We start from the raw sequence: 19,735 nt of genomic DNA, 5'->3' as shown, positions 1-19,735 counted from the left end.
TTAAGAATTGAAGATTAAAAATCAAGCTTCACATAAGCGTTTATTTTCAATCTTCAATTCCCTATATTAATTACAAAAGATCTGACGCTAACTCAGATAACTCGCTTCGCTCGCCTTTTATCAAGTTGATATGGGCAAACAAGTCCTGTCCTTTCATCTTGTCGATCATATAGGCCAAGCCATTACTTTGGGCGTCTAGATATGGGGAGTCAATCTGTTGGATATCTCCCGTGAAGACCATCTTCGTTCCCTCTCCCGCACGGGTGATAATCGTCTTGATCTCATGCGGCGTGAGGTTCTGGGCCTCATCGATGATACAATAAGTCTCGGACAAGCTACGACCCCGGATAAAGGCCAACGCCTCGATCACCAACTGGTTGTTCTTCTGCATATCGTCGATCTTACGGACATCGGGATTACCCGGGGCAAACTGAGTCTTGATCACGTTCAGGTTATCGAATAGAGGTTGCATATAAGGAGCGACCTTTTGCTTCTCGTCACCCGGAAGGAAACCGAGATCCTTATTCGCCAAAGCGACGATCGGACGGGCCAAAAGTATCTGTTTATACGTGCCGGCTTGTTTCAAGGCAGAGGCCAACGCCAACAACGTCTTTCCGGTACCGGCCTTTCCGGTCAGCCCCACCAGCTTGATATTCGGATCGTTCAACACCTCGAAAGCGAAACTCTGCTCGGCATTACGGGGCTGGATACCAAAGTTCGTGCCTTTATCCACCTTCTTGATCTTATCCGTAAACGGATTGTAGCGAGCCAATACACTATTACGTACGCTTTTCAAGATAAAGCATTCGTTCGGGTCGAGCTTAGACTTGATATCCAACGAATCTGCGTCCACGCCTTCCGGAGAGCTGTAGATCTTGTCGATCAAATCGGGGTCTATATTCTCATAGGTCTCTTGCGCACGCTCGAAAATATCTACATTCACGACCTTATCCGTGATATAATCCTCAACGGGAATACCCAAAGAACGAGCCTTCATACGAAGGTTCACATCCTTGCTGACCAAGGTTGTCTTGATCTTCGGATTCTTCTCGGCGATCGTCAACGCACAAGACAAAATACGGTGATCTGGCGTTTTATCCGGAAAAGAATGCGCTATTTTCTCCTGGTACTTATCACCGGTCACGATATAGAGTGTACCTTTTCCCGGTCCTAGTGAGGCGCCTTTCAAGAACAGGTCATTACTGGTCAATAAGTCTAGCTCCCGAACAAACTCACGGGCATTATAATTGATCTGCTCACTCCCCTTCTTGAACTTGTCCAACTCTTCTAATACCACGATGGGTAGATAGATATCATTTTCCTGAAAGTTCTCGATGCACTTATAGTCATGTAATATGACATTCGTGTCCAACACAAAATTCTTCTTTGCTCCCATGGCCTTTCGATTTAATGATTATTGCTTCTAATATAAGAACAATTCTGACACGTTGATAGTTCAGGCCTGCTAAAATTAGTTACACACACCAATAATTTCGTCATATTGACCAATTCAAGGAAAAATATGTATCTTTACGAGGATTAAAAAATAGAGGAGGATAACGTCATGTTCACAAATTTCAACTTCCAGCAAATACTTAGCGCATTCATCGTATTATTCGCTGTTATCGATATAATCGGAGCTATTCCCATCATCATAGACCTAAAGGATAAAGGCAAGGATGTCAATGCGTTGAAGGCAACCCTAATCTCCTTTCTATTGTTATTAGGGTTCTTCTACGCCGGGGATATATTACTCAGGCTTTTCCATGTGGACATCGAGTCGTTTGCCGTGGCCGGCGCTTTTGTGATCTTCCTCCTATCTTTGGAGATGATTCTCGACATAGAGATTTTCAAGAACCAAGGGCCGATCAAGGAAGCTACGTTGGTGCCGCTGGTATTCCCGTTGCTAGCCGGAGCGGGATCGTTCACCACTTTGTTGTCGCTCCGTGCGGAATATGCCAGCGTGAATATTATCGTGGCGTTAATACTGAATATGCTATGGGTATATTTCGTGGTTCGTATGACACGGAAGGTGGAAAGGGTTTTAGGAAAAGGCGGTATTTACTTGATCCGTAAATTCTTCGGTATCATTTTATTGGCGATATCCGTAAAATTATTCATGAGCAATATCACCCTGCTAATGGAACAGATAGAAGCGAGTACGAAAGCAATATAGGATTTCCTCTAGAAGAGCATCCAGTTTCATCCTATTGAAACAAAGAGTTCATTAGGATGAAACTACAAGGCATCTATTATTTTCCGAAACGGGATGTGTCTATCGAATCATGTTCCCTCTCCTTGTAACCACCAAACTTCCAGACAAAAGATAATTTCAGACATCTCTCATCATTCAATTTCCTCATCCGGCTCCATTGATTGCCTTGGTTTATCTTGATGGTACGTGGAATGCTGCTGGCGAAAATATCGTCTCCTTTAAGTGTCAAGCTGGCACGGTCATTCAAGAAAGTCCATTTTAATCCAGCGGATATCTCATACATGGAACCCAAGTCGTATATACCTTGGATGGCACCGGGAGTCACGTATTGGCCGTCTATCGTCATTTTTAAATTCGGTTTATCACAGAGGTTAAATGTGTTACTCATATGCGCTAACCCGAGATAAGCCTCACGGTTATATGAGATGCCGTGGAAGTTATCATTCTTCTCTTGCATCCTCCAACCTCGCAGTGTGATGCGGCTATTCCAAAAACGACCCACATTAAAAGGAATGATCACCGCCAATCCCGCTTCCAGACTATAATCCATATTCTCGAAACGAAAAACGGTCTTCAGTTCCGTATCGCTTTGATAAGGAAGTTGGGCGAAATAATCCGGCGTGTATTCACAGAACGCTACCAGCATATACTTTTGGCGGAAGATATAGACCATCTGCCCCTCATACGTGCGATAAGGTTTCAACAAGGGATTTCCCGCCACCTCCGAGTAAGAGTTTAGAGGCGTTACTTGCGGGGAGACTTGCCAATAACCGGGATAGGTCTTATCGCTACTTATATCGAACTGTAAAATATGTCGGGGAGAAAACGTATAGCTCAGGGATACGGTGGGAAACAACGCCCCCTCATTCCATAGGTTCATATTTTCCCGGCTAGAGGCGTAGTCAGACTTAAAATACTCCCCTTTCAGCCCGACCGTAGCAGAGAAACGCTCTCCGAAGCTTTTCGATACCTCGGCGAAAATATCAGCGATGTATTCCTTTTGTGTATTATCCTCCAACGCTTCCTCGTCCATCTCATAGCCAGCACCTTGCTCATATAAATACTCCGAATAGTTTTTCGACGAGGCGTAACCTCCATGCACGCCGTAATTCAATCCCCACCCGGAAGCGAAACTATGTGTCTTATTTAGGAATACGGACCAGCGGGATACATCCTGTCTCGTATTATTTATCATATCAGTCCGGGAACCATTCGTATTCGTATCCTGGTAATCAAGTACCGAGGGCGAATGATAACGGGTGAAATCCGCTCCTGCCGATATCCCGGCATGTCCGTCATACTGTAAACGTATATTATGAATAGCGGAGTGCCCGTCATCACGGACCAAGCTCGTACTCTCACTTTTATTTTCCGGCTTCGACAGATCCAGATATGAGGTAAAGGCATCACGGTCCGATAAGACTTTATCTCCCTTCAGATAATATGCCAAAGAGAGTTTATCCTCATTCGCAAACGTATAATCCATTCCCAAACGAACCGTTCCTCTATTTACATGGACAAGGGCCCGATTATGTTGGCTTATTTCCGTCATACCACTATTTAATGTATGGCGGGCCAACATATCCTCCCCCATCACATCCCGTCTCTTATTACCATTCAACAGGAAATCTATGCTAAAGCCCTTATTCGTATAAAGTAAATTCACATGCGCATCTCCCCCCGCATGGCGATATTGGGTGTAATCCACACCCGTTTCACCTTGCCAAGAAGGAGTCTCGGACTCATTCTTACTCAATACGACATTGAGTAACGCCCCCTTGACATTATATTTAGCTGGAGCGTTATACATCACCTCAGCCTTTTCGACCCTTGAGGCCGGCATAGTTTTCAGTAACTGGATTAATTGATCTGCCGACATTGTCGTCAACTGCCCATTCAAGATTATATTCAAACGACTGGCCCCTACCAGTTCCAGATTATCATTCCGCTCGATAAGCCCTGGTAAGTCCTTGATGATCTCAAAAGCGTTCGTGGCAGTCTTATCCTTCATCAGTTGAGGGACATCATACGTCAGCTTGCCTCCCTCCAGTTTCACTTGCGGGCGTTCTCCCTTTACGGTAATCTCAGCCAACTGATAATCTTTCTCCTCCAGCACCACCGTACCTACGTTGGCGGTAGTTATCTCTTTCTCTACCATATTATATAAGATGTGTTGGAAAATAAGTCGATACGACTGGTCTAGCGGATGATTCAATCGAAAATCCCCAAGCGTATCGGTAACCACGGCATCCACATATACAGAGTCGAGGGTCTGTAAAATCACCGCCACTCCATCTACCGGCTGTTCCTTGCCATCCATCACCTTCCCGGAAATACCTTGTGCCATAATCTCACCGAGACTCATCAGCAAGCATAAAATCATGTAGTAAATAGTACGTTTCATATCGGTTTGTTTTTATCATTTTTCGTTCATACAAAAGAAACGTATTCTTAAAAGAAACTATGTTACCACTCACTTACGAAGTCTTACCTTGTCTTATCAGGAATGTTATTTAGTCTTATCGCCAATTATCAAACCCAACAAAGAGGAACAAGATAATCTGGAAAACACCTTCGGAAAAGTAGTATGAATGGTATCCTTCGTGCTAAATCTCACCTAAGGGAATTGCAGGAAAAAGGTTTCGAAGCCGCCGTACTCTTTGATGCGAAAACGTAAACTGAACATTAAGAGGTTCTAACTGTTGATATATCAATCAAATATTTGAAGATAACCTATTAAAAGTTGAAAATCATGTGTACAAGAGTAGTTTATTCGGGAACAAACGGGATGGTAGCGACTGGTCGCACAAGACTTTAAGCCGGCGCAACCGTTCAAGTTTATGGGTGTAAAGGATCTTATTTTAGTCTTGGCTAACTATTTTTTGGGATAATATGTTCCATATTTCCTTTTACAACATTTGAGTTTCAATTAATATTTATATTTGACGTCAAAAATCTTACAATATGGATAAACAGTTCCTCTGCCTTGATTCACCTACGGACTTTATGGTTGGTAAATACATATCCGCCGATGAACTCAAGGAGTTTATAAATATTCCTTGTAAGATAAAAGCCGGGGTCTTTATCCTTTGCATGGAAGGGCAAATACGCTCAACTATCAATATGTCAGAATTGACCACTTCGAAACTCAATGTTGTAACGCTATTGCCCAATAGTCGCATACAAATACATGAGATATCCCCCGACATCTTGATCTATTTCATAGCGTTCTCTTTCGATTTTATGTGTTACACCAATTTTATCAAGAGTACGATGGGTTATCTACTGATGATTTACAGGTATCCGATTATAAAAATATCCCAAAACAGGGCCAACCTGATCACGAACTTCTACGAGCTTCTCTATCAATATGCCGTATATCCCGATATCTTGAACAATAAAGAGATGATAAAGGCCATTTTCATGATGTGTAGTCAAGGTATCATAGAAATATACAGTAAAAATTACCCATTAGAGAAACAGGAACTTACACGTCCGTTACAAATCTATCAAGAGTTCCTAAATATGGTATTGAGATACTATACGAAAGAGCATAACGTATCGTTTTATGCCGAGAAGTTGGGCCTCACGTTCTCTTATTTCTCGACATCCATCAAAAAAGCGATCGGAGAGACTCCTCAAGAGATCCTCACGCAAACAATAATCATAGACGCTAAGGCTCAGTTGAAAGGGACCAACCGAGAAATCAAGAACATAGCGATGGACCTCGGCTTTAATAATCTATCGTTCTTTAATAAGTTCTTCCGTCGAAATGTAGGCATGACTCCACAAGAATACAGGGGTAAATCGTATACCTATTCTTGTTACCAGAAAACATCCGACTAGCTGAAAGCAAAAACGGAACATATTATCAAAAAGAAGAATTTCAAGGGTACCTTTTATAATTTTTACTTTTGTAGGATAATATAAAAAGACATACGATGGAAGGGCGAGAGACGGATCTAGAATACAACTTATTGATGGGGCTTACGGGAGCTAGCGTTAGCAAACATTTATTGGATGAGCATTTCACACTTTTATGGGCAAATGACTTCTATTACGATATGATAGGTTACCCCAAAGAAGAATATGAAGCTCTTTTCCACAATAAACCCGATTTGTATTTTAAAGGTTATGATGAAGCTTGGAATATATTATCCAAGAATGTTTACGAGACGATAGCTAATAAAGCCAGCGGTTACGAAACCGTTATCCAGATGCCAACGAGAAAAGGAAAAAGATGGACTAAAATCACCTCAACGTTTACCGACCAACTACAAGACGGCATCCCTATCTCCTATACGGTAATGACCGATGTAGAGGACGTAATGCGAAGGCGGATCGAGCAAACGATCACTTATGATAATATCCCCGGCTTCATATCCAAGCATAAAGTACATAAAGACGGCAGTTTTACATTGCTGGAGGCAAATGATAAATATATGGACTTCTCTGGTATCGATAAAAATTCTTTTTTATCTTTCAGTCCTTTCTCCCGTTTAGATGAAACAAGCCGTAATACGATGAACGCACATATCTCCTGTATGCTAAAAGGGGAACCTGTACATTTCGTTATCCAGTCGAAAGACAAAAACGGCAACGGCGCTTGGCTACAGTTGAACGGGGAATGTATCGGCTGGGAAGGCAACGAGCCTATCTATCTTATCGTTTACATCAATATCACCGACATTACCGAACAGAGGGAGTTGCAAAAGAAACTGGAGAAACAGTCAAAGCAACTTAAAGAAGCACTAAAGTCGGCGGAACAAGCCAACCAAGCCAAATCTGATTTTCTCGCCCGCATGAGTCACGATATCCGTACACCCATGAACGCCATCATGGGAATGGCGACTATAGCCAAAGCCCATGTAGATGAACATGAAAGAATACTAGATTGTATGGAAAAAATCAATGGAGCCTCTAAATTATTATTGAGTCTGATTAATGAGGTTCTCGATATGTCCAAGATCGAAAGTGGCAGGTTAATTCTTTCGGAGGATGAGTTCAATGTGGGTGAGCTCTTGCAAGACTTGGTCGTTATGATGCAACCGGAGATCAAAAACAAACAACAAACTTTAAATATACACGTCAAGAACCTGAGGCATGAGAATGTAAAAGGTGATACGCAGCGTATCAAGCAGGTATTGATGAATATCCTCTCGAACGCAATTAAGTATACGCCGGAGAATGGGCGAATCACGATAGAGATCTACGAGAAGGACCCTCATAATGGCATCGGAAATTATCAATTCGTGTTTGAGGATAACGGAAGAGGTATGAAACCGGAGTTTCTGGATAAGATTTTCGAGCCTTTCGAGCGTGCGAGCGATGATGAGATCAAGAGGATACAAGGCACTGGCCTCGGGATGTCGATCAGCCATAAGATCATTCAGATGATGGGAGGAGATATCAAGGTGGAGAGTGAATATGGCAAAGGTTCCCGCTTCACCATCGACATGCCATTGGTTTGCCGGGATCAGAAGCCCGATGATAAGATAGAGGTAGAAGGTTTAGAGGTTCTTGTGGTAGATGATGATAAGATCGCTTGTCTAAACACGTCTAGCTGTTTGCAAGAGATCGGGATAAACAGTGAATGCGTATACTCAGGTAGCGAAGCTATAGAAAAAGTACGACAGCATCATTTAGCGGAGAAAGAGTATTTCGCCGTGATCATTGACTTGAAGATGCCTCAAATGAACGGCATTGAAACAACCCGGCAAATCAGACGTTTCGTGGGAGCGGACGTACCGATCATCATTCTCTCCGCATACGATCTTGAGGAATATGAGGCAGAGGCTAAGGAGGTTAAGGCCAATGGATTCATCACCAAGCCTCTCTATAAGTCCAAGCTACTCCAAGTATTGAGATCTTTCCTTGACGAAGGAGACCAGCCGGAACCGATCCGCCCATTCAAGTTATCAAACGTCGATTATTCCGGCAAGCGCATCTTGCTGGTGGAGGATAACGAGTTAAATCGTGAGATCGCCGTAGAGATCATCGGCAGCACCGGTATCACTATCGATACGGCGATAAATGGGCTCGACGCCGTACATAAAGTCGCCCAATCGGAAGAAGGATTTTACCAGATAATACTGATGGATATCCAGATGCCTATCATGGACGGTTATGAGGCGACCCGGCAGATTCGTTCCCTCCAACGAAGGGATATCGCACATATGCCAATTATAGCCATGACCGCCAACGCTTTTTCCGAAGACGTGACAAACGCTATCAAAGCGGGCATGAATTATCATTTGGCTAAACCGATTGATATTGGGGCGTTGATGGGCATCCTTAGTAAATATTTACAAGCGCCCGCATAAAGTTTATCTTGCGTATTAAAAGTTCATGTAATAAAATTGTCTATTTTTAGCGATCAATTCGATTATAAGCATAAAGAGACTTCATGAACATCAGACTTCGTTTTAAGTTAATCGCTTTGTTGATCGTCCTATCGCTGGCCGGGCTTTTGGTTTTCCAAGGATACTGGCTGAAAGGTTTATATGATACATTATATAAACAGATGGAGATCAATATAGAGGAAGCGATGAAGATCGCCGACTATAAGGAGTTGTTCCTGCGCATCCGATCTATCAAAAAAGAACAGGGAGCGCTGGGACCTCAAACCCAAGATGTGTACTTCAGCTCAGAGCTAGATCCGTCTAATAAGCAGAAGATGGACGCAAAAGCTTCGATCCATCCGCAGAAAGAAGATCCTGACCTTAACCGGGAAGATATCTTCAAGACGGCAAATCCCGACTCACACATGAAACTACATATCGATTACGGGGATGAGGAGGACTTTAGCTCGATAGACTCTACCCTAACGGATTACCTATATGTAATCGGCGAGGTGGAGGACATGGTGCAGCAAGCGATGCACGCGAATATAGATTCTATAAAACCAATTGATTTCAAGACCTACAACAAATTATTAACCTCGGAACTGGAGGCAAGAAATATCGTAACGGAACATGAGCTGGTAACGATTTATAAACCAAACAACGGGGACGAGAAGGGTTGGATGCATCTGGACAAGCCAGAACGATTCACTACGTGGAAAAACCCCGTGCATTTCGATTACCCGCTCCATAACGAGAGCACGTTACAATATCGCCTGTTCCTCAAATCGCCGGCCAGCGTGATACTCACCCAGATGAAAGGCATCCTGATCTCCTCCTTCCTATTGCTTTTGCTGATCATTTGCGCTTTCATATACTTACTCCGCACCATCTTAAAGCAAAAGACCGTGGAAGAATTGAAGACCGATTTCACCAACAATATGACGCATGAGCTGAAAACCCCGATCAGCGTCAGCTATGCCGCCGTAGACGCATTATTGAACTTTAGCGATCCCGTCAACGAGAAACAGAAGAAATACCTGACGATCGTTAAAGACCAACTTATCCATCTTACCGGATTGGTGGAACAAATTTTGACACTCGCCGTAGAGAACCGCAGTACCTTCCGCTTGCGCCCCGAAACCATCTCATTAAACGAGTTGGTGAACTCCCTCATCGAGCAATACAAACTGAAAGCGAGCAAACCCGTGGAGTTTACTTGCTCCATCCCCGAGGATATAGAATTGGTGGCCGATCGTACCCACCTATATAATATGTTGAGCAACCTTATCGATAACGCAATCAAATACGCCGACAAGGAACCTTGCCGCATCGAAGCGACAGCCCGGCAAGACGATCACGAAACGACAATCTCCATAACCGATAACGGCCCGGGTATCAGCGAAGCCAACCAGCGGCAGATATTCGACAAGTTCTTCCGGGTTCCCAGCGGGAATATCCACAACGTGAAAGGTTATGGCCTAGGATTATATTACGTAAAAGACATGATGGGTAAACATGGAGGAACAGCCCGTGTGGAAAGCGTCCCCGGCAAAGGCTCCACCTTTACCCTGCATTTTAAATAATAATCCGAAAATCAAGTATCAAATATGGAAAAGATAAAAGTACTACTAGTAGAAGACGAGCCTACATTGGCCATGATCATCAAGGATACGCTGGATGGGAACGAGTTCGATATCACCCTAGCGGCGAATGGCGAGGAGGGCCTCTCCCGTTATGCGGAGATCAACCCGGACATTATCGTAGCGGATATCATGATGCCCAAGATGGATGGTTTCACGATGGTCAAATTGATCCGTAAGACGGATACGCACACCCCTGTCCTATTCCTATCGGCCCGTTCCGCGGCCAACGACGTGGTAGAGGGCTTCGAGACAGGCGGCAACGATTACCTGAAAAAGCCTTTCGGCATGGCGGAATTGATCGTACGCATCAAGGCGTTACTGCATAAGGTGTCCGTCCAAAGACCGGAAGCCACCTCTTTCCGTATCGGGCTTTATACGTTCGATTCCATCACGCAGACATTGGTCTACCGGGGAGAGAAACAACTCCTCAGCAACCGGGAATCCGAGATATTGAAGCGCCTTTGCGACAATAAGGACCAAGTATTACCGATGAAAGAGATCTTGATAGACCTTTGGGGAGATGATTCTTTCTTCAACGCACGCAGCCTGCATGTCTTTATCACCAAGCTACGTCATAAGTTATCGAAAGACGAGTCTATCAAGATTTTGAATATCCGGGGAATCGGATATAAGCTGATCATCGATTGAATTGCTTCAATGCCTGTGCCATCTGGTCCGGGCATGAAGTTCCCCTTCCATGACAATCGATGCCAGACAAACGGCCGATAGCGTCTTCGATGCGCATACCTTTCAATAAGGCGCACATGCCTTGCCCGTTACCGTGGCAACCTCCTACAATCTGCACATTCTCGATCACGTCCTCCTTCGCATCGATCACCATCAACTTAGAACAAACGCCTCCTTGAGGCGTATAGGTTATACGTTGTGTTTCCATTTTCTTTTTCTCTCCTTTTTATAAACGAGTCGCAAAGGTATAAATAAATTTAACTACATTTGTAGCATCTAATTTACAAAAACATGACATACGAGGAAACGCTACACTATCTATATACCAGCATCCCGGTCTTCCAACACAGCGGAGCTTCCGCTTACAAACCCGGTCTTGGTACAAGTATCGCCCTAGATGATTATCTGGGAAATCCCCATAAAGCCTATAAGACCATCCATGTAGCCGGGACAAACGGCAAAGGCTCGGTCAGCCATCTATTGGCGGCCATTCTCCGGCAATCCGGTTTCAAGGTCGGGCTTTATACCTCTCCCCACTTAGTGGACTTCCGGGAACGCATCCGGGTGAACGGGAAAAAGATCTCCCAAGATTACGTGGTCGATTTCGTCGAACGCCATCGTTCTTTCTTCGAGCCTCTCCATCCTTCTTTCTTCGAGCTGACGTCCAGTATGGCTTTTGAGTATTTCCGCGACCAGCAGGTAGATTACGCGGTTATCGAGGTCGGGCTTGGCGGTCGTTTGGACAGTACGAACATTATCACTCCGATCTTGAGTATCATCACGAATATCAGTCTGGATCATACGCAATTCTTGGGAAATACGGAGGAGAAGATAGCGGCGGAGAAAGCCGGCATTATCAAAAAAGGCGTACCCGTCCTTCTGGGGGAGGCTGAGAAACGCTCCGTTTTCGACCTCTTCCAGAACGAGGCGAGAAAGGCAGGAGCACCCTTCCACTACGCCTTGAGCATGGGAATGCTGGAGGGGACCGGAGGGTTGTCGATGGTACACTGGAAGTTCCCCTCCGTAGAATACGGCGAGGTGATCGGCGAGCTTGCCGGAGAGGTACAACAAGCCAACGCCATCACGGTGTTCTCCGCCCTGCACCTGCTCCGCGAGAAGTGCGGCGTTGACATCCTGCCCGAGGCCGTCCATGAAGGGTTCGGGCACGTGACCCAACTGACGGGTTTGATGGGCCGCTGGCAAACCTTGCGGACAAAACCGACCGTCATTTGCGACACCGGGCACAACGTGGGTGGATGGAAACACATAGCGGAACACCTGAATGCCATGAGAAGCCGTTTCCGCGAAATTTATATGATCGTCGGTATGGTGAACGACAAGGATATCGACGGCGTATTATCCTTGATGCCACCAGATGCTTCTTATTTCTTCACGCAGGCCTCCGTGGAGAGAGCGATGCCCGTAAAGGATTTCGCCATGAAAGCCATGCGGAAGGGACTGCCCGGAGTCCTTTGCGAAACGGTGGAAGAGGCGGTCGAGAAAGCGTTAAAAAGTGCCGACAAGGATGACTTGATCTTTATCGGCGGAAGCACCTTTATCGTAGCGGACGCTCTCCCCTTGTTCATGAAAGAAGACGAATACAAATAATATAACTCTATAAAACAAATATCATGATAGAAAAAATTCATCAGAAACTAAGCGACTCGAAAGTCGCACGCTGGAGTGTACTCGCTTTGGCGGCATTCACGATGCTTTGCGGATACTTCCTTACGGATGTAATGGCTCCGCTTAAACCGATGTTGGAAGAACAGCTAAGCTGGACGAGTACGGAATATGGTTGGTTCACCAGCGCTTACGGTTGGTTCAACGTATTTCTTTTCATGTTGATTATTGGTGGTATCGTTCTGGATAAGATGGGTGTCCGTTTCACGGGTGTCGCTTCCTGTATCTTGATGATTATCGGTTGTTCCATTAAATATTACGCCATCTCGGACGCGTTTACGATGGAAGGAGAGCTTTTCGGATGGAAAGCGCAAGTGATGGTGGCCGCCCTCGGATACGCGATCTTCGGTGTCGGCGTGGAGACCGCCGGTATCACGGTATCTAAGATTATCGTACGGTGGTTCAAGGGAAAAGAGATGGCGTTGGCTATGGGCTTGGAGATGGCTACGGCTCGTTTGGGTACGGCCTTGGCTTTATCTATCACGGTTCCCGCCGCCAAGTACTTCGGTAGCATCTCCGCTCCTATCTTGCTTTGTCTTTGTATGTTGTGTATCGGTTTGATCGCCTTCCTCGTATTTTGCGTGATGGATCGCAAGCTGGACGCTTCGATGGATGCTATCGAGCAAGCCGAGGAGGAAGAGCCTTTCCGTTTGAAAGATATCTTATTGATCGTTACCAATAAGGGTTTCTGGTTGATCGCTCTGCTTTGCGTATTATTCTATTCGGCCGTATTCCCCTTCTTGAAATACGCTACGGACTTGATGGTCAATAAATATAACGTAGATCCGGAGTTGGCGGGAAACATCCCGGCTATCTTACCTTTCGGCACGATTCTTCTGACTCCGTTCTTCGGTAACTTATACGACCGCAAGGGTAAAGGGGCGACGATCATGATCTATGGTGCCTTGATGTTGATCGGCGTGCATTTATTATTCACACTTCCGATCTTGAATCAGTGGTGGTTCGCGACAATCGTGATGATCGTATTGGGTATCGCTTTCTCCTTGGTTCCATCGGCGATGTGGCCATCTGTTCCGAAGATTATCCCGGAGAAGCAATTAGGCACGGCTTATGCCTTGATTTTCTGGGTACAGAATATCGGTCTGAGTATGGTTCCTTTATTAATCGGCTGGATATTGGATACGTATTGCAAAATAGACAATGGTACGGGCAAACCGGCTTACGACTATACGATACCGATGGCAGTCTTCACCTGCTTCGGTGTACTCGCCCTCTTCATCGCCTTGATGTTGAAACGTGAGGACCGGATCAAAGGCTACGGCCTTGAATTGCCGAACATCCAAAAGGACGCCGATAAAGCCGAGGCCGAGATAATCGCTAAAGAGATGATCGCGGAGCCTTAATAAAGCTCATAACCCTAAATAAATGGAAGGCGCTGTAAACTTGATTTACCGCGCCTGTCTTTTTGATGACTGAAAACCATCGTCATTGGAACACACAAAAAGTTCGTTTGAAAAAGAGGAGTAGCGAAACAACTACAATATGCCTTATTCATAAAATCTTTTTTAGCGGTAATATTAATAAAAAACACCCTTGATTTTCGGAACGGCATATTGAAATGTGGCATTTATCCGTGGTCCAGCCATCCAAAAGGAAATCATATGTATAGGTCTTAACGCAGTGGCTTATATATTTCATTAGATCCTTATTATCAGTTAAGAATAGATATACAGCTTCACAAATGTCGTTTTGATTAAAAAGGCAAGTGAGCGTGGAGGTTTTGAACACGACTTCCAATGTAATCTGGCTTACGTCATTCCACGTATAAGTGATCATACATAAATCCAGATCCTTCAATAACATCTGCGCTTTCCTTACCGGCAAACCAATTACTTGATGGGATAAGCTTATTATCTCGGAATAATCCTTTTGAGGATATTGATTTTGAGTTTCCATTGATTTCTGTGTTTATCATTCGCAGACAAAATAAGCTTACCGCCTGCTGATATACCATCAATCCCCCTGATAAAATATCAATGTCACGACTAATATTATCAGATGACAGGGATAAATGATATATCTGACTACGTATTGTCGGTAATGCAGGATCATCATGATAGACACCTAACAAATTACGATGAATTTATGTTTCTCTGGCTATGAATAAAATTGGGTGCGGTTACCCCGGATATCTGACATGATAGTAAGATAACTCAGATTTAATACTTATTTTTGTGACAGGATCAATAAAAACTGACATGGAAACAACATTTACCAAAAGAAATAGTCATGGAGCCAACTTAAAACGTTGGAGAGAATGGAGAGGCATCAAACAAGAAGTGCTCGCCGACAAAATTGGGGTATCACAAGCCACCTTATCCGGCTACGAGAAAAAAGACGAATTGGAACCTGAGGTATTGGAAAAGGTCACGAAAGCTTTGGATATTCCGATAGAGGCGATCACGGAATTGAATGAAGGGACATCTATCAATATTTTTTCCGGCACGTGGCAAGATAACGCAAGCGGAAATGTTCAAAATCAAACATTCAATCCCATCGATAAAATAGTCGAGCTTTACGAACGATTATTAAAGGCCGAGCAAGAAAAGGTTGCCATGCTCCATGAAATCATAAAGGATAAATAAGTATCGATTATAGAGACCGTAAGCGAAAATGAGATAATCTTGACATTATGATCGAAATAACAGAATAACGATGTCAAGACCTTTTTACAAATAGAGAAAAAGAGGGAGAGACCTATGATGAAATCATACGTCTTCCCTCTTTTTCTTGCCTAAATACCCCTGTTTGGACTCAAAAGTAATAGAGTTAGGTAATACAAAAGGCTGTATTAGGCAACACGACCGTATGTATTAGGTAACGCAACCGTATGTATTAGGCGATACATACGGAAGAAACAGCCCTCGCATCCTATAGAATTGATCGATACACCCGTATAAAATGGCTATTTTCACCTAAAAATATGAGATACGATGAATTAATCTCGCTAGAATAAAAAGGCCTATTTCCATAAAACACTACAAGACAACCAGATGCTATTATTCTATGCCATTTTCGGAAGCAAGGCGTACCTTGGCCCGGAAAAAACGCTTCTCCGGGAGTTTAGATTACAGAATGTCAAAACGTCAAACCTACTCTTTTACGCATGATGCCCATCGTGGGCCCCTTATTAAAGCCATATATAGTTCACCCGATAAAACAGAACGTTTATAAGGATATCTTCTTATCTTCGCGTATCACATAAAACAAACATTAAATACTATGATCTGTTTCCCGAACGCAAAGATAAACCTAGGTCTGAACGTGGTAAGCAAACGTCCGGACGGTTATCATAATATAGAGACCATCTTCTATCCGATCCCCGTGAGGGATGCCCTCGAGATCGTCGCCTCGGATCGGACCTGTTTCACGCAAACCGGAATCCCGGTAGACGCTCCCCAAGAGAAGAACCTCGTCATAAAAGCGCTGAACGCCCTAAAGACGAGATACGAGATTCCCCCGCTAGAGATCCATTTGTTGAAAGCGATACCTTTTGGCGCCGGGCTTGGAGGAGGTTCCGCCGATGCCGCTTTTATGTTGAAGCTGGTCAATGATTTCTGCGGTTTGGATATTCACCCGGATGAGTTGGAGGCGATAGCGTCCACCATCGGAGCCGATTGCCCGTTCTTTATCCGTAACACGCCGGTATTCGCGACCGGCACGGGAAACCAATTCGAGCCCGTGGACTTGTCCTTGAAGGATTATTATCTATGCTTGGTAAAACCGGATGTAGCCGTCTCCACCCCCGAAGCCTATTCGATGGTAACACCCGCCGCGCCCGAGACCTCCTTGAAAGAGATCATCCGGCTACCGGTATCCGAATGGAAAGAGCGGATGGTGAACGATTTCGAGCGAAGCGTATTCCCGAGACATCCCGTGATCGAGCGGATCAAGGATACCTTATACGAGGGAGGCGCCTTATATGCCGCCATGTCCGGCTCCGGATCGTCCGTGTTCGGTTTGTTCGAAAAACCAACCCATTTCAAGGAACAATCCCTGTTCAGCGATTGTTTTCTATGGGAAGGACAATTATCATGAATCAAATAGAGACCTTTTTTGATACGATGGCGGAACGCTGGGATGCTGTCTGCGTACATGATCCGGGAAAGATCCGGACGATATTGGATCGTACCAACCTGCGGCAGAACGCCCGCATCCTCGATGTCGGTTGCGGCACGGGGATATTGGAAAGTTACCTGCTGCCGTACGAACCCCGCCAAATCGTAGCTATCGATATAGCGGGCCAAATGATCGAGAAAGCACGCATGAAATATCCGGATCATCCGCTCATCGAGTTCCTCCAAGAGGACGCTATGAGCTACGAGGGGAAAGGATTCGACTATATTATCCTGTATAGCGCCTACCCGCATTTCATGCGGCCGGAACGGTTGATCGAGCATATGAGCGACTTGCTCGTGCCCGGCGGTAAATTGGTTATCTGCCACAGCGAGAGCAAGGAAAAGATCAATACGCACCACCATCGGCACGCCGATCGATTATCGCTGCCCTTGCCCCCGGCCCGAGAGGTGGCGGCATTGATGGAGCCTTATCTTCTTCCGCTCGTCGTAGAGGATACCGAACAGCTTTACATCGTTTGCGGAAAACGTTTATCCTAAACTAATTATATATGAACAGAAAAACTAACTTAATTCCGGCATTGCTTCTTTCCGCCCTTTCGCTTTACGCCATGGAAGACGTGAAAGTAACGCAATTCCAGCACGCAGGCCCGTTTACGGTCAACAAGCCGATCCTAGCGGACAGCCTCAACGTAAACGGCAAGCCTTTCGAGGCGAAGAATCTATTAAAAGCGACCTTACCGTTCGAGCAAACGCTTGCGAACGCCACGGTACTCGACGCTGACACGGCAGGCGCGATCACCTTCGCCGCCCCGCAAAAGGGATATGCCCTACATCTATTCTCTTTCTTCTTGAACAGCGACCGGTACGTAAAAGGCACGCTCGATATATCGGGTCCCGGGGCGTTCGAAGTATTCGTCAATGATAAACCGGTCGGAGCCTCCTCCGAGTTGGTGATGGAACCCCGCCGCTATCAAGTAGTCGTTAAATACCTGACAGCGGAAACAGACACTTGTCCTCCCAGCCTAAAGGCTACCTTCAAAAGCGAGGCAGAAGCGAAAGTCGTAGCTTCCTTGAACCCGGAGAAACGCTACACCCTTCTGAATATCATAGAAGGAAAGGATTTCCAAGGCGTAAGTCTCTCCCCGAACGGGAAGTATGCCTTGGTAAAATACGTCAACCGGTTCCCGGAGGGCAAGAGCGAATCGTACGGGCAATTGATGGATGCCGCTACGGGACGGGTCTTATTGCAAGACGGAGGTTTCTTGACAACCGCCAAATGGATGCCTAAAAGCAATCGATTGTATTACACCCGCACCGGTCTGGACGGTACGGAGTTGGTAACCGTAGATCCGTCTACCTACCAACAAACGGTATTAGTCCCGAACCTTCCGAAAGGGCGGTTCGTATTCACCCCCGATGAGTCCACGCTTCTCTATACCGTAGAAGAGGAAGGTCCCAAGGAAGGGACGGACTTGATCCGTGTATTAGAGCCGGCAGACCGTATCCCGGGTTTCCGTGACCGCTCCTTTATCTGGCGGTATGACTTAAAAACAGGTTTGTACGAGCAACTTACTTTCGGGCATACGGACACTTATATCAATGATATCAGCACTGATAGCCGCTATCTATTGTTCAGCACCAGCGACCGGGTGTACACCTCCTTGCCGCACTCCCGCAACTCCCTTTATAAATTGGATTTGCAGACCATGGCGATCGATACGATCTGGGAGAAAGCCCCGTACGTAAACCAAGCCGCCTTCTCGCCCGACGGTAAACAGTTATTGGTAGCTGGGGCAGGCGACGCTTTCGACGGAATCGGACGAAATATCAAGCAAGGACAGATCTCCAACTCGTACGACGGGCAGTTATTCCTATACGATCTGGCAAGCCGTAAAGCCTCCCCTCTCACCAAGGATTTCAATCCGAACGTGATCGATGCCGTATGGAACCGCTTCAACGGGCAAATCTATATCCTCTGTGAGGATGAGGATTATCAACGGATCTATACGTGCGACCCGGCAAACGGAAAGATCAAGCAAGTAGCCGCCTCCGAGGATATTATCATGTCGTATGCGTTGGCCGACAACGCCCCGGTTCTTTTCTATTACGGACAGAGCGCATCCAACGCCAACCGCCTTTACGCTTACGACCTGAAAGGTGGAAAGAACTGCTTGGTGTATGATCTCTCGCAAGATAAATTAAAAGATATCGCCTTGGGCGAGGTACACGACTGGAACTTCAAGTCGGATGACGGTACGACTATCCAAGGCCGTTATTACCTGCCGCCTCATTTCGATCCGAATAAGAAATATCCGATGATCGTTTATTACTATGGCGGTACTTCCCCGACGAACCGTGCGCTGGAGATGCGTTATTCCATGCATATGTACGCCGCTCTCGGATACGTGGTCTACACCTTGAATCCGAGTGGAACAACGGGCTTCGGACAGGAATTCGCCGCCCGCCATGTGAACGCATGGGGCCTGAAGACCGCCGATGAGATCATCCAAGGCACCAAGCTGTTCTGCAAGGAGCATTCGTTCGTGAACGAGAAGAAGATCGGTTGCATCGGTGCCAGCTACGGCGGATTCATGACACAATACCTACAAACCCGTACGGACATTTTCGCCGCCGCTATCAGCCATGCCGGTATCAGCGCGTTGAGTAGCTATTGGGGAGAAGGTTATTGGGGATATGGCTATTGCTCCGTAGCGAATGCCGGCACTTATCCTTGGAACGCCCCGGAGTTCTTTACTAAGCAAAGCCCGTTGTTCAACGCCGATAAGATCAAGACCCCGCTCCTATTGCTTCACGGCAACGCCGATACGAACGTACCCATCGGGGAAAGTATCCAGATGTTCGCCGCCTTGAAGATCCTAGGAAAGACCGTGGAATTCGTGCAGGTGGATGGCGAGAATCATGGTATCGTAGGCTATCAGAAACGTATAGGCTGGCAAAATACCATCTACGCATGGTTCGCCAAATGGCTGAAAGACGAGCCGGAATGGTGGAAAGCCTTATATCCGGATCGTACTTTATAAGAATATTTATTTGAACGAAAGC

Annotated in this window: 15 protein-coding genes and 1 pseudogene; 12 read left to right on the top strand and 4 right to left on the bottom strand. The window is 45.6% G+C overall.

The window, feature by feature from the left end; genetic code table 11:
- Positions 1 to 70: 70 nt before the first annotated feature.
- Complete coding sequence (locus ACYIA1_RS05080) at positions 71 to 1,396, bottom strand: PhoH family protein (protein ID WP_005857480.1); 1,326 nt, start codon at positions 1,394 to 1,396, stop codon at positions 71 to 73.
- A gap of 168 nt (positions 1,397 to 1,564) precedes the next feature.
- Here ACYIA1_RS05080 and ACYIA1_RS05075 point away from each other — a divergent pair, with 168 nt between their 5' ends.
- On the top strand, positions 1,565 to 2,176 hold the full coding sequence (locus ACYIA1_RS05075; protein ID WP_005857556.1) for a MarC family protein: 612 nt from the start codon (positions 1,565 to 1,567) through the stop codon (positions 2,174 to 2,176).
- Positions 2,177 to 2,252: 76 nt separating this feature from the next.
- On the opposite strand, the gene ACYIA1_RS05070 is transcribed toward ACYIA1_RS05075, so the two are convergent.
- Positions 2,253 to 4,619, bottom strand: coding sequence for an outer membrane beta-barrel family protein (locus tag ACYIA1_RS05070; protein WP_087344920.1), 2,367 nt, complete (start codon positions 4,617 to 4,619; stop codon positions 2,253 to 2,255).
- 183 nt (positions 4,620 to 4,802) lie between these two features.
- Here ACYIA1_RS05070 and ACYIA1_RS05065 point away from each other — a divergent pair.
- The 5 genes and pseudogenes from ACYIA1_RS05065 to ACYIA1_RS05045 all read left to right on the top strand — a co-directional run.
- Positions 4,803 to 4,883, top strand: a pseudogene (locus ACYIA1_RS05065) (cysteine hydrolase); the annotation flags it as partial.
- A gap of 296 nt (positions 4,884 to 5,179) precedes the next feature.
- Positions 5,180 to 6,061 (top strand): helix-turn-helix domain-containing protein, encoded by an 882-nt coding sequence (locus ACYIA1_RS05060; RefSeq protein ID WP_036612620.1) that lies wholly within the window; start codon positions 5,180 to 5,182, stop codon positions 6,059 to 6,061.
- 95 nt (positions 6,062 to 6,156) lie between these two features.
- Entirely contained in the window at positions 6,157 to 8,538 is a 2,382-nt protein-coding gene (locus tag ACYIA1_RS05055; protein ID WP_480334581.1) for a hybrid sensor histidine kinase/response regulator, read from the top strand.
- An 83-nt stretch (positions 8,539 to 8,621) separates the two neighbouring features.
- On the top strand, positions 8,622 to 10,142 hold the full coding sequence (locus ACYIA1_RS05050; RefSeq protein ID WP_008779740.1) for a sensor histidine kinase: 1,521 nt from the start codon (positions 8,622 to 8,624) through the stop codon (positions 10,140 to 10,142).
- 24 nt (positions 10,143 to 10,166) lie between these two features.
- Positions 10,167 to 10,850, top strand: a complete 684-nt coding sequence (locus tag ACYIA1_RS05045; protein ID WP_005862877.1) for a response regulator transcription factor — start codon at positions 10,167 to 10,169, stop codon at positions 10,848 to 10,850.
- Here the strand turns inward: ACYIA1_RS05045 and ACYIA1_RS05040 are convergent.
- Positions 10,840 to 11,097 (bottom strand): TIGR03905 family TSCPD domain-containing protein, encoded by a 258-nt coding sequence (locus tag ACYIA1_RS05040; RefSeq protein ID WP_480334578.1) that lies wholly within the window; start codon positions 11,095 to 11,097, stop codon positions 10,840 to 10,842. The genes ACYIA1_RS05045 and ACYIA1_RS05040 overlap by 11 nt on opposite strands.
- Before the next feature lie 83 nt (positions 11,098 to 11,180).
- On the opposite strand from ACYIA1_RS05040, the gene ACYIA1_RS05035 reads away from it, so the two are divergent.
- Together ACYIA1_RS05035 and ACYIA1_RS05030 are read left to right on the top strand one after the other, a co-directional pair.
- Positions 11,181 to 12,497 (top strand): bifunctional folylpolyglutamate synthase/dihydrofolate synthase, encoded by a 1,317-nt coding sequence (locus ACYIA1_RS05035; RefSeq protein ID WP_057328339.1) that lies wholly within the window; start codon positions 11,181 to 11,183, stop codon positions 12,495 to 12,497.
- Between the two features lie 23 nt (positions 12,498 to 12,520).
- Positions 12,521 to 13,936: an MFS transporter gene (locus ACYIA1_RS05030; RefSeq protein WP_005862883.1), complete on the top strand. Its 1,416-nt coding sequence runs from the start codon at positions 12,521 to 12,523 to the stop codon at positions 13,934 to 13,936.
- A 410-nt stretch (positions 13,937 to 14,346) separates the two neighbouring features.
- Here ACYIA1_RS05030 and ACYIA1_RS05025 read toward each other — a convergent pair whose 3' ends face one another.
- The gene (locus ACYIA1_RS05025) at positions 14,347 to 14,664 is read right to left on the bottom strand and encodes a hypothetical protein (protein ID WP_172606882.1); all 318 of its coding nucleotides are present in this window, start codon (positions 14,662 to 14,664) and stop codon (positions 14,347 to 14,349) included.
- 127 nt (positions 14,665 to 14,791) lie between these two features.
- Between ACYIA1_RS05025 and ACYIA1_RS05020 the strand changes: the two genes are divergently transcribed.
- From ACYIA1_RS05020 to ACYIA1_RS05005, 4 genes are all read left to right on the top strand, one after another.
- Positions 14,792 to 15,178, top strand: a complete 387-nt coding sequence (locus tag ACYIA1_RS05020; RefSeq protein ID WP_005857583.1) for a helix-turn-helix domain-containing protein — start codon at positions 14,792 to 14,794, stop codon at positions 15,176 to 15,178.
- Between the two features lie 637 nt (positions 15,179 to 15,815).
- Positions 15,816 to 16,631, top strand: a complete 816-nt coding sequence (gene ispE / locus ACYIA1_RS05015) for a 4-(cytidine 5'-diphospho)-2-C-methyl-D-erythritol kinase (protein ID WP_008779736.1) — start codon at positions 15,816 to 15,818, stop codon at positions 16,629 to 16,631.
- Entirely contained in the window at positions 16,628 to 17,209 is a 582-nt protein-coding gene (locus ACYIA1_RS05010; RefSeq protein WP_122145079.1) for a class I SAM-dependent methyltransferase, read from the top strand. The genes ispE and ACYIA1_RS05010 overlap by 4 nt, the downstream gene beginning before the upstream one ends.
- An 11-nt stretch (positions 17,210 to 17,220) precedes the next feature.
- Positions 17,221 to 19,713: a S9 family peptidase gene (locus tag ACYIA1_RS05005; RefSeq protein WP_480334575.1), complete on the top strand. Its 2,493-nt coding sequence runs from the start codon at positions 17,221 to 17,223 to the stop codon at positions 19,711 to 19,713.
- Positions 19,714 to 19,735 lie beyond the last annotated feature (22 nt).

The sequence above is a fragment of the Parabacteroides sp. KHUB-02 genome, from assembly GCF_056640955.1.
This window is presented reverse-complemented; position numbering and strand designations above follow the sequence as displayed.

What these genes read in the sequence shown, in the direction of transcription:
- ACYIA1_RS05045 (WP_005862877.1), top strand. Translation starts at nt 10,167, where the DNA reads ATGGAAAAGATAAAAGTACTACTAGTAGAAGACGAGCCTACATTGGCC.
- ispE (WP_008779736.1), top strand. Translation starts at nt 15,816, where the DNA reads ATGATCTGTTTCCCGAACGCAAAGATAAACCTAGGTCTGAACGTGGTA.
- ACYIA1_RS05075 (WP_005857556.1), top strand. Translation starts at nt 1,565, where the DNA reads ATGTTCACAAATTTCAACTTCCAGCAAATACTTAGCGCATTCATCGTA.
- ACYIA1_RS05080 (WP_005857480.1), bottom strand. Translation starts at nt 1,396, where the DNA reads ATGGGAGCAAAGAAGAATTTTGTGTTGGACACGAATGTCATATTACAT.
- ACYIA1_RS05040 (WP_480334578.1), bottom strand. Translation starts at nt 11,097, where the DNA reads ATGGAAACACAACGTATAACCTATACGCCTCAAGGAGGCGTTTGTTCT.
- ACYIA1_RS05005 (WP_480334575.1), top strand. Translation starts at nt 17,221, where the DNA reads ATGAACAGAAAAACTAACTTAATTCCGGCATTGCTTCTTTCCGCCCTT.
- ACYIA1_RS05010 (WP_122145079.1), top strand. Translation starts at nt 16,628, where the DNA reads ATGAATCAAATAGAGACCTTTTTTGATACGATGGCGGAACGCTGGGAT.
- ACYIA1_RS05050 (WP_008779740.1), top strand. Translation starts at nt 8,622, where the DNA reads ATGAACATCAGACTTCGTTTTAAGTTAATCGCTTTGTTGATCGTCCTA.
- ACYIA1_RS05030 (WP_005862883.1), top strand. Translation starts at nt 12,521, where the DNA reads ATGATAGAAAAAATTCATCAGAAACTAAGCGACTCGAAAGTCGCACGC.
- ACYIA1_RS05035 (WP_057328339.1), top strand. Translation starts at nt 11,181, where the DNA reads ATGACATACGAGGAAACGCTACACTATCTATATACCAGCATCCCGGTC.
- ACYIA1_RS05020 (WP_005857583.1), top strand. Translation starts at nt 14,792, where the DNA reads ATGGAAACAACATTTACCAAAAGAAATAGTCATGGAGCCAACTTAAAA.
- ACYIA1_RS05070 (WP_087344920.1), bottom strand. Translation starts at nt 4,619, where the DNA reads ATGAAACGTACTATTTACTACATGATTTTATGCTTGCTGATGAGTCTC.
- ACYIA1_RS05060 (WP_036612620.1), top strand. Translation starts at nt 5,180, where the DNA reads ATGGATAAACAGTTCCTCTGCCTTGATTCACCTACGGACTTTATGGTT.
- ACYIA1_RS05055 (WP_480334581.1), top strand. Translation starts at nt 6,157, where the DNA reads ATGGAAGGGCGAGAGACGGATCTAGAATACAACTTATTGATGGGGCTT.